Origin of the sequence: Burkholderia sp. 9779_493 (assembly GCF_015712215.1) — a bacterium.
GTDB lineage: Bacteria > Pseudomonadota > Gammaproteobacteria > Burkholderiales > Burkholderiaceae > Burkholderia > Burkholderia cenocepacia.
The window spans coordinates 88,359-95,235 of record NZ_JACCQA010000029.1 but is presented as its reverse complement, the minus strand read 5'-3'; the positions used below and the strand labels follow the sequence as shown (position 1 = coordinate 95,235).

Annotated in this window: 6 protein-coding genes; 2 read left to right on the top strand and 4 right to left on the bottom strand. The window is 69.0% G+C overall.

Annotated features, from left to right (window positions below; translation table 11 throughout):
* Positions 1–439: 439 nt before the first annotated feature.
* Positions 440–952: a chloramphenicol phosphotransferase CPT family protein gene (locus H0X95_RS26155; RefSeq protein ID WP_012493593.1), complete on the bottom strand. Its 513-nt coding sequence runs from the start codon at positions 950–952 to the stop codon at positions 440–442.
* A gap of 154 nt (positions 953–1,106) precedes the next feature.
* Positions 1,107–1,901, bottom strand: a complete 795-nt coding sequence (locus H0X95_RS26150; protein WP_059722130.1) for an aminoglycoside phosphotransferase family protein — start codon at positions 1,899–1,901, stop codon at positions 1,107–1,109.
* Positions 1,902–2,144: 243 nt separating this feature from the next.
* Here H0X95_RS26150 and H0X95_RS26145 point away from each other — a divergent pair, with 243 nt between their 5' ends.
* On the top strand, positions 2,145–4,274 hold the full coding sequence (locus H0X95_RS26145) for a penicillin-binding protein 1A (RefSeq protein WP_006496214.1): 2,130 nt from the start codon (positions 2,145–2,147) through the stop codon (positions 4,272–4,274).
* A gap of 8 nt (positions 4,275–4,282) precedes the next feature.
* Positions 4,283–4,894 (top strand): trimeric intracellular cation channel family protein, encoded by a 612-nt coding sequence (locus H0X95_RS26140; protein ID WP_059722128.1) that lies wholly within the window; start codon positions 4,283–4,285, stop codon positions 4,892–4,894.
* A gap of 50 nt (positions 4,895–4,944) precedes the next feature.
* On the opposite strand, the gene H0X95_RS26135 is transcribed toward H0X95_RS26140, so the two are convergent.
* Positions 4,945–5,766: a heme ABC transporter ATP-binding protein gene (locus H0X95_RS26135; RefSeq protein WP_006485871.1), complete on the bottom strand. Its 822-nt coding sequence runs from the start codon at positions 5,764–5,766 to the stop codon at positions 4,945–4,947.
* 19 nt (positions 5,767–5,785) lie between these two features.
* Positions 5,786–6,874, bottom strand: coding sequence for a FecCD family ABC transporter permease (locus H0X95_RS26130; RefSeq protein ID WP_006496217.1), 1,089 nt, complete (start codon positions 6,872–6,874; stop codon positions 5,786–5,788).
* Between the last annotated feature and the right edge of the window lie 3 nt (positions 6,875–6,877).

Below are 6,877 nucleotides of genomic sequence, written 5' to 3'. Positions count from 1 at the left end.
GGCAACTCAGGCAGCGGCCCGCGGGCCGCTGCCTGACGCGCTACGGTTTGTCTTTTCTTCTTCATCGGCATATCCATGGCTTTTACACCTCATGATATGCCCCGCCCACAAAATGACGGATAGGTCCATTGTCGACGATCTAAAAAGCTGTGTCGAACGGCCGTTCGTAGCCGGCAGCCGCCGGTCGTGATCTCCAGCAACTGGCCGAACGGCGAACTTCGAGCAGTCCCGTGCGGGCCGCTGATAAGCTCGGGCAGCCAAAGCAACTTTTCCCGGTCACATGAGCACGCACCCCACCGCAGCCCCTGCACCCGTCACTCCAATGATGCAGCAGTACCTGCACCTTATCTGACAAGGCTTCGCGCGCAAACCTACGCTCACCTTTTTGAGGATCGTCCGCGAACGCCCCCCTTGAGCCATTCGCTGATAGCAAAAGCGATCATTCCGCCTGCGCGTTGAGGAATGAGCGGATTCTTTGAGCGCCTTCTTCGGGACTGCAAGTCGACGTATCCAGACGCATCGAGTAGGGCCTTGAGTAAGCTGGATGCCCGAATTGGGATCGCGCCATTCCTTCTCCACGGTCCGGCCTGCTGCGTTCACGCTCTTCCAGAACATCCAATGGGCAACAAACACCTATCACGTACGTGCGGCGAGGCGCGAGTGCAGAAATACATTCTTCGAAGGCGGTTGTATCTCGCAGCACAAGATCGAGAACAATCCCGAAATGACTTGCAGCTACGCGCTTCAGGGTGGACTGCAGATTGAGGTGATGTATCCTGAGCGCCTGATTCAACTCTTCATCCGATCTCATGTCACGCCTACGCGACATTTCGACGAATGCATCGAGCGATATGTGGAACATCGGCGCTTCCGAGCTATTCTGAAGCGCCTTGGCCAAGCTGCTTTTTCCCGCGCTGGTAGGTCCGTGCAATACGATCGCGATCTGTGTCATATGTCTCGCCGGCAACTCTAAGTCGATCCGTGCTGACAATTGTCGGCGATATTCTCAGCGCAGTCGATTGTCCGTTCATGGCCGAAAGGCGCCGATTCTCCCCGCATTCCCCCGTAACTCGTAACGAGTCTGTTTTCATCGGCGATGCGTATCGCTACAGCCCGAGCGCACCCGCCGCAAGCATCGCAACCTCCAGCCGTGTATCGGGCGACAACTCGTCTTCCATCAACCACACGGCCGACAGTCCCGACCACGCGAGAATCCACTGCAGCAGCCGGCGCCGGTCGAGTTGTGCGGCATCCGCCACGACCGCGACGCGCCGCCCGAAACGCAGGGGATCGACCGCGATGTCGTGTGCGGGATTGCAGAACAGATTCGCGTAGTCGAACGTGCGCTCGCCGCGCAGCCCTTTCGGGTCGATCGCGCGCCAGCCGCGATCGCCGAAATGCAGGATGTTGTCGTGATGGATGTCGCCGTGCAACACGACTTCGTCGACGAACGGCTCGGCCAGCAATTGGCGAGCCATCGTTGCCGCGCGGCGAAGCGTGTCGTTGTCGGCATCGCTCGATAGCAGCGCATAGAACCAGTCGTGCAGCGGCACGACCGCAGGGCACTGCGGCGCACGGTGCGCGTGCAGCCGCGCGACGACGTCGCAAGCGATGCGCATCGTGTCGTCGTCGTGGCCGGCTGCCGACAATGCGGCGAGCGACGGCGCCGGCTGCGCGCGTTCGAGCAGGATCGCGTCGCCGTCGTGCCGCCACACCTGCGCGGCGCCTTGCCCGTTCCACCAGGCCATCAGCGCATTGCCGCGGCGTTCCTCGTCGCACGTTGCGACTTTCAGCATCGCGGGCCGCGCGTGCCAGACGACCGGCAACAGGCCGCCGCTCGCGGTCAGGATCGGGCCACCGTCGGGAACGAGGCCCCACAGGTCGAGGTATCGGTCGAACATCACGCGATGGTACAGGCGAACCGGCTCATGCGCCTCGCCTGCCCGGCCGCGACGACATGCCGCAGACCCACATACGCGCCGCGAGCGGGCCCCGGTGCGCTTTCCTAAATAAAATTTAGCCAGCCAAACTTTGGCTAAAGAATGTTCCGGTTTCGCGCCATCCCTTCGACAATGCGCGCCTTTCGTGACCGATCGGCGCCGCTCGCGCGCCGGCCGTCGCGGCACTGAAGAAGGAGCCCCGACATGACCGACCCCACCGCCAACCCATCGCCGCCGCCCGCGCCGCCATCCGCACCGCCGCGCCGCCGCCGCGTCTGGCGCACGCTCGCGGGCGCGCTGCTCGGCCTGACGCTCGCATGCGCGGGCATCGGCGCATGGACGATCGATCGCATCTGGACGCAGTTGCCGTCCGTCGAACACCTGGCCGTCTATCGTCCCGCGCTGCCGCTGCGGATCTTTTCGCGCGACGGCGACCTGCTGGCCGAATATGGCGTCGAGCGGCGCGAGTTCGTGCCGCTCGAACGCATTCCGCCGCTGATGCGGCACGCGCTGCTCGCGGCGGAGGACGCGAAGTTCTACGAGCACGGCCCGGTCGATGTCGGCGGTCTTGCGCGCGCGACGTTCGCGAACGTCGTGACGGGCCAGCCGGGCCAGGGCGGCAGCACGATCACGATGCAGGTCGCGCGCAACTTCTACCTGACGCGCGACAAGGTGCTGAGCCGCAAGCTCGCCGAGATCCTGATGGCGGCGAAGCTCGAACGCGAATACAGCAAGGACAAGCTGCTCGAGCTGTACATGAACGAGATCTATCTGGGCGAGCGCGCATACGGCTTCGCGGCCGCCGCGCACGTGTACTTCGGCAAGCCGCTCGACGCGCTGAGCGCGGGCGAGGCGGCCGTGCTCGCCGGGCTGCCCAAAGCGCCGTCCGCGTTCAACCCGGTCGTCAATCCCGCGCGCGCGACCGCGCGGCGCAACTACGTGCTCGGCCGGATGCACGCGCTCGGGCAACTCGACGATGCGACGTATCGCGCGGCCGTCGACGCGCCGATCGCGCTGGCGACCACGCCGCCGCCCGGCATCGTCGCGGCGCCGTACGTCGCCGAGCGCGCGCGCCGAATGATGGTCGAGCGGTTTCATGACGACGCGTACACGCTCGGCCTCGACGTGACGACGACGATCTCGATGCGCGACCAGCGCGCGGCCGAAGCCGCGCTCGAGCGCACGCTGAGCCGCCAGGCGCGCGCGAAGCGCGAGACGCGCAACGGGCTCGAAGGCGCGCTCGTGTCGCTCGATGCAGCCACCGGCGACATGCTCGCGCTGGTCGGCGGCGCGGATTTCAATCGCAACGTGTTCGACCATGCGCTGCAGGCGTATCGCCAGCCGGGATCGAGCTTCAAGCCGTTCGTCTATTCGGCGGCGCTGGAGAAGGGCTACTTCCCCGGCGTGCTCGTCGACGATACGCAGCGCACGCTCACGCACGCGGAAACCGGCGCGCGGCCGTGGCGTCCGCGCAATTTCGGCAATCGCTACGAAGGCTTCATCCCGGTGCGGCGCGGGCTCGTGCGTTCGAAGAACCTGGTCGCGGTCAGCCTGATGCAGGCCACCGACGCGCGCTACGTGCAGCAGCACGCGGTGCATTTCGGCTTCGACGCGCAGCGCAATCCGGCGTCGCTGCCGCTCGCGCTCGGCGCGGGCGCCGTGACGCCGCTCGAACTCGCGAGCGCCTACAGCGTGTTCGCGAATGGCGGGACGCGGATGGAGCCGCGCCTGATCCTGTCGGTGAAGCAGCGTCACGGCGGCGCGATGTACGAGGCGACCGTGCCGGCGGGCGAGCGGGTCGTATCGGCGCGCAATGCGTTCGTGATGGACAGCATGCTGCGCGACGTCGTGCGGGCCGGCACCGCGCGCGGCGCGCTCGCGCTGCGGCGTGACGACGCGGCCGGCAAGACGGGCACGTCGAACGGGTCGAAGGACGTATGGTTCGCCGGCTATTCGTCGGGCATCGTCGCGGTCGCGTGGCTCGGCTACGACACGCCGCGCCCAATGGGGCGCGCGACCGGCGCGACGCTCGCGCTGCCGGTCTGGCTCGACTACATGAAGACGGCCGTCGACGGGCGCACGCCGGTCGCGGCGATGCCGCCCCAGGACGTCGCGCTCGTCGACGGCGATTTCGTCTACGCGGAATACACGCGCGGCACGTGCACGGCCGACGTGCCGGCGTATATCCGCAGCCGCTTCGCGTGCGGCGGCGCGGCGGCCATCGATGCGCCCGACGCGCCGGCCGACAACGGCAAGCGCGACGAGCCGATGCCTGCCGCCGTCGATGCGGCCGAGCGCGAACGCGTGCTCGACCTGTTCCGGACCGACGACTGACGCGCGCCATGCATACGCTCTATCTGATTGCGATCGTCGCGGAAGCGATGTCGGGGGCGCTGATGGGCATGCGCCGCGGGATGGACCGCTTCGGCCTCGCGCTCGTCGGCGCGGTGACGGCGCTCGGCGGCGGCACCGTGCGCGACGTGCTGCTCGGCCACTATCCGCTCGGCTGGATCGCGCATCCCGAATACCTGGTGATCACGCTCGTCGCGGCGACCGTCGCGTCGTGGGCGGCACGGCACGTCGCGCGGATGAAGACGCTGTTCGTCACCGTCGATGCGATCGGCCTCGCGGCGTTCACGATCATCGGCTGCGACGTCGGCGCGTCGACCGGCACGGCGCCGATCATCGTCGTGCTGGCCGGCGCGATCACGGGCGTGTGCGGCGGGATGCTGCGCGATTTACTCTGCAACGAGATGCCGCTGATCCTGCGCGAGGAGCTGTACGCGAGCGTCGCGTTCGTCACGGGTTCGCTGTATGTCGGGATGCAGCATGTCGGCATCGACACGGGGTTCGCGACGCTCGTCGCGCTGGCGGCCGGCTTCTCGATACGGATGCTCGCCGTACGGCTCGGCTGGAAGATGCGGAGCTTCGGCGCGGCGGATGTCGAGCATTGAGCGCGCGCCGGCATTCAGTCAGGCTGCATCAGCTGAAAGACGTGCCCGCGCTACGCGGGCACCATCACCGGCGGCGTCCCGTCGCCGGTTTCCACCATCTTCACCGCGAAGCCGTAGCACTGCGCGATATGAGCAGGCGTCATCACGTCGCGCGGTGCGCCATGCGCGACGATCGTGCCGTCGGCGAGCATCGCGATCGCATCCGCATGCCGCGCGGCGAGGTTGGGATCGTGGACGATCGCGAGCACGCCGAGCTGCCATTCGCGCGCGACGGCGCGCACGGTATCGAGCAGGCGGTGCTGGTGTGCGAGATCGAGCGCGGCGGTCGGCTCGTCGAGCAGCAGGTAACGCGGGCCGGGTTCCGTCGTGTCGTGATCGGGCCACAGCTGCGCGAGGACGCGGGCGAACTGCACGCGTGCGAGTTCGCCGCCCGACAGCGTCGTGACGTCGCGGCCGACGAGCGCGTCGGCGCCCGCGCGTTCGAGCGCGCGCCATGCGATGTCGCGATCGCGGTGCGACGTCGCACCGCTGCGCCGCGCATGCGGATAGCGGCCGAGCAGCACGATTTCGTCGACGCTGAACGGGAACGCCGGCTGCGCGGCCTGCGGCAGCACCGCGCGCAGGCACGCGAGCCGCGGCGCGTCGATGCGTGCGAGCGGTTCGCCGTTCAGCGTGACGTCGCCCGTCACGCGCACGCCGTGCGGCGCGACGCTGCCGGTCAGTTCGCCGGCGAAGGTTTTCAGCAGCGTGCTCTTGCCTGCGCCGTTGCGGCCGAGCAGCGCGGTCACGCGGCCGGGTTCGATCGACAGCGACAGGTCGCGCAGGATCGTGCCGTGCCGGCGGGCGACGTCGAGGTGGTGGGCAGTCAGCATGGTCGTCGTGAAGAAGGAATTACCCGCCGAGCGCGCCGCGGTTCTTCCACAGCAACGCGAGGAAGAACGGCGCGCCGAGCAGCGCGGTCAGCACGCCGAGCGGAATGTCGGCGGGCGCGGCGACCGTGCGCGCGGCGAGATCGGCCGCGAGCGTCAGCAACGCGCCGAGCAATGCGGCGCCGGGCAGCACGATGCGCTGGTCGGGGCCGCACGCGAGGCGCACGCAATGCGGCGCGACGAGCCCGATGAAACCGATGATGCCCGCGCACGACACGAGCGCGCCGACCGCGAGCGCGACCGCGACGAGCACGCGCCGCTTCAGTCGCTGCACGGGCACGCCGAGATGCAGCGCTTCGGTTTCGCCGAGCTGCAGTGCGTTCAGCGCGTCGCGCTCGCGCACGAGCAGCACGCCGCCGAGCGCGACGCACGGCGCGACGGCCGCCAGCGTCGGCCATTGCGCGCCGCCGAGGCTGCCGAGGCTCCAGAAGGTCAGCGAGCGCAGCTGTGCGTCGTCGGCGACGAACGTGAGCAGCCCGATCGCCGCGCCGACCAGCGCATTGATCGCGATGCCGGCGAGCAGCAGCAGCGGCAGCGCGAGCCGGCCGCGCGACGCGGCCAGCCGGTAGACGAGTGCCGCGACCGCGAGCCCGCCCGCGAACGCGGCCACGGGCAGCGCGGCCGCGCTTGCGTGGGCGGCGAAGAGCGCGGGGCCGAGCACGATCAGCGTGGTCGCGCCGAGCGCGGCGCCGCTCGATACGCCGACGAGCCCGGGATCGGCGAGCGGATTGCGGAACAGCGCCTGCATCGCGGCGCCGGTCGCGCCGAAGCCGCCGCCGACCAGCAGCGCGAGCACGACGCGCGGCGCGCGGATGTCGAGCAGCACCGCGCGCGCCTGCTGCGCGGCCGGGTCGCCGCTCAGCGCGGCCCAGGCTTCCGCCAGCGGAATGCGGTACGCGCCGACGCACAGCGCGACGACGGACATCGCGCCCAAGAGAATGGCGAGCGCGGCCAGGACGAACGGCGCGAAGCGGCGCGACGTGCCGAGGCGCGCGGCGCCGGCGCGCGAGGCGGACGATGGCGCGTTGAAGGGCGAGGCGTGAGCGGGCATCGG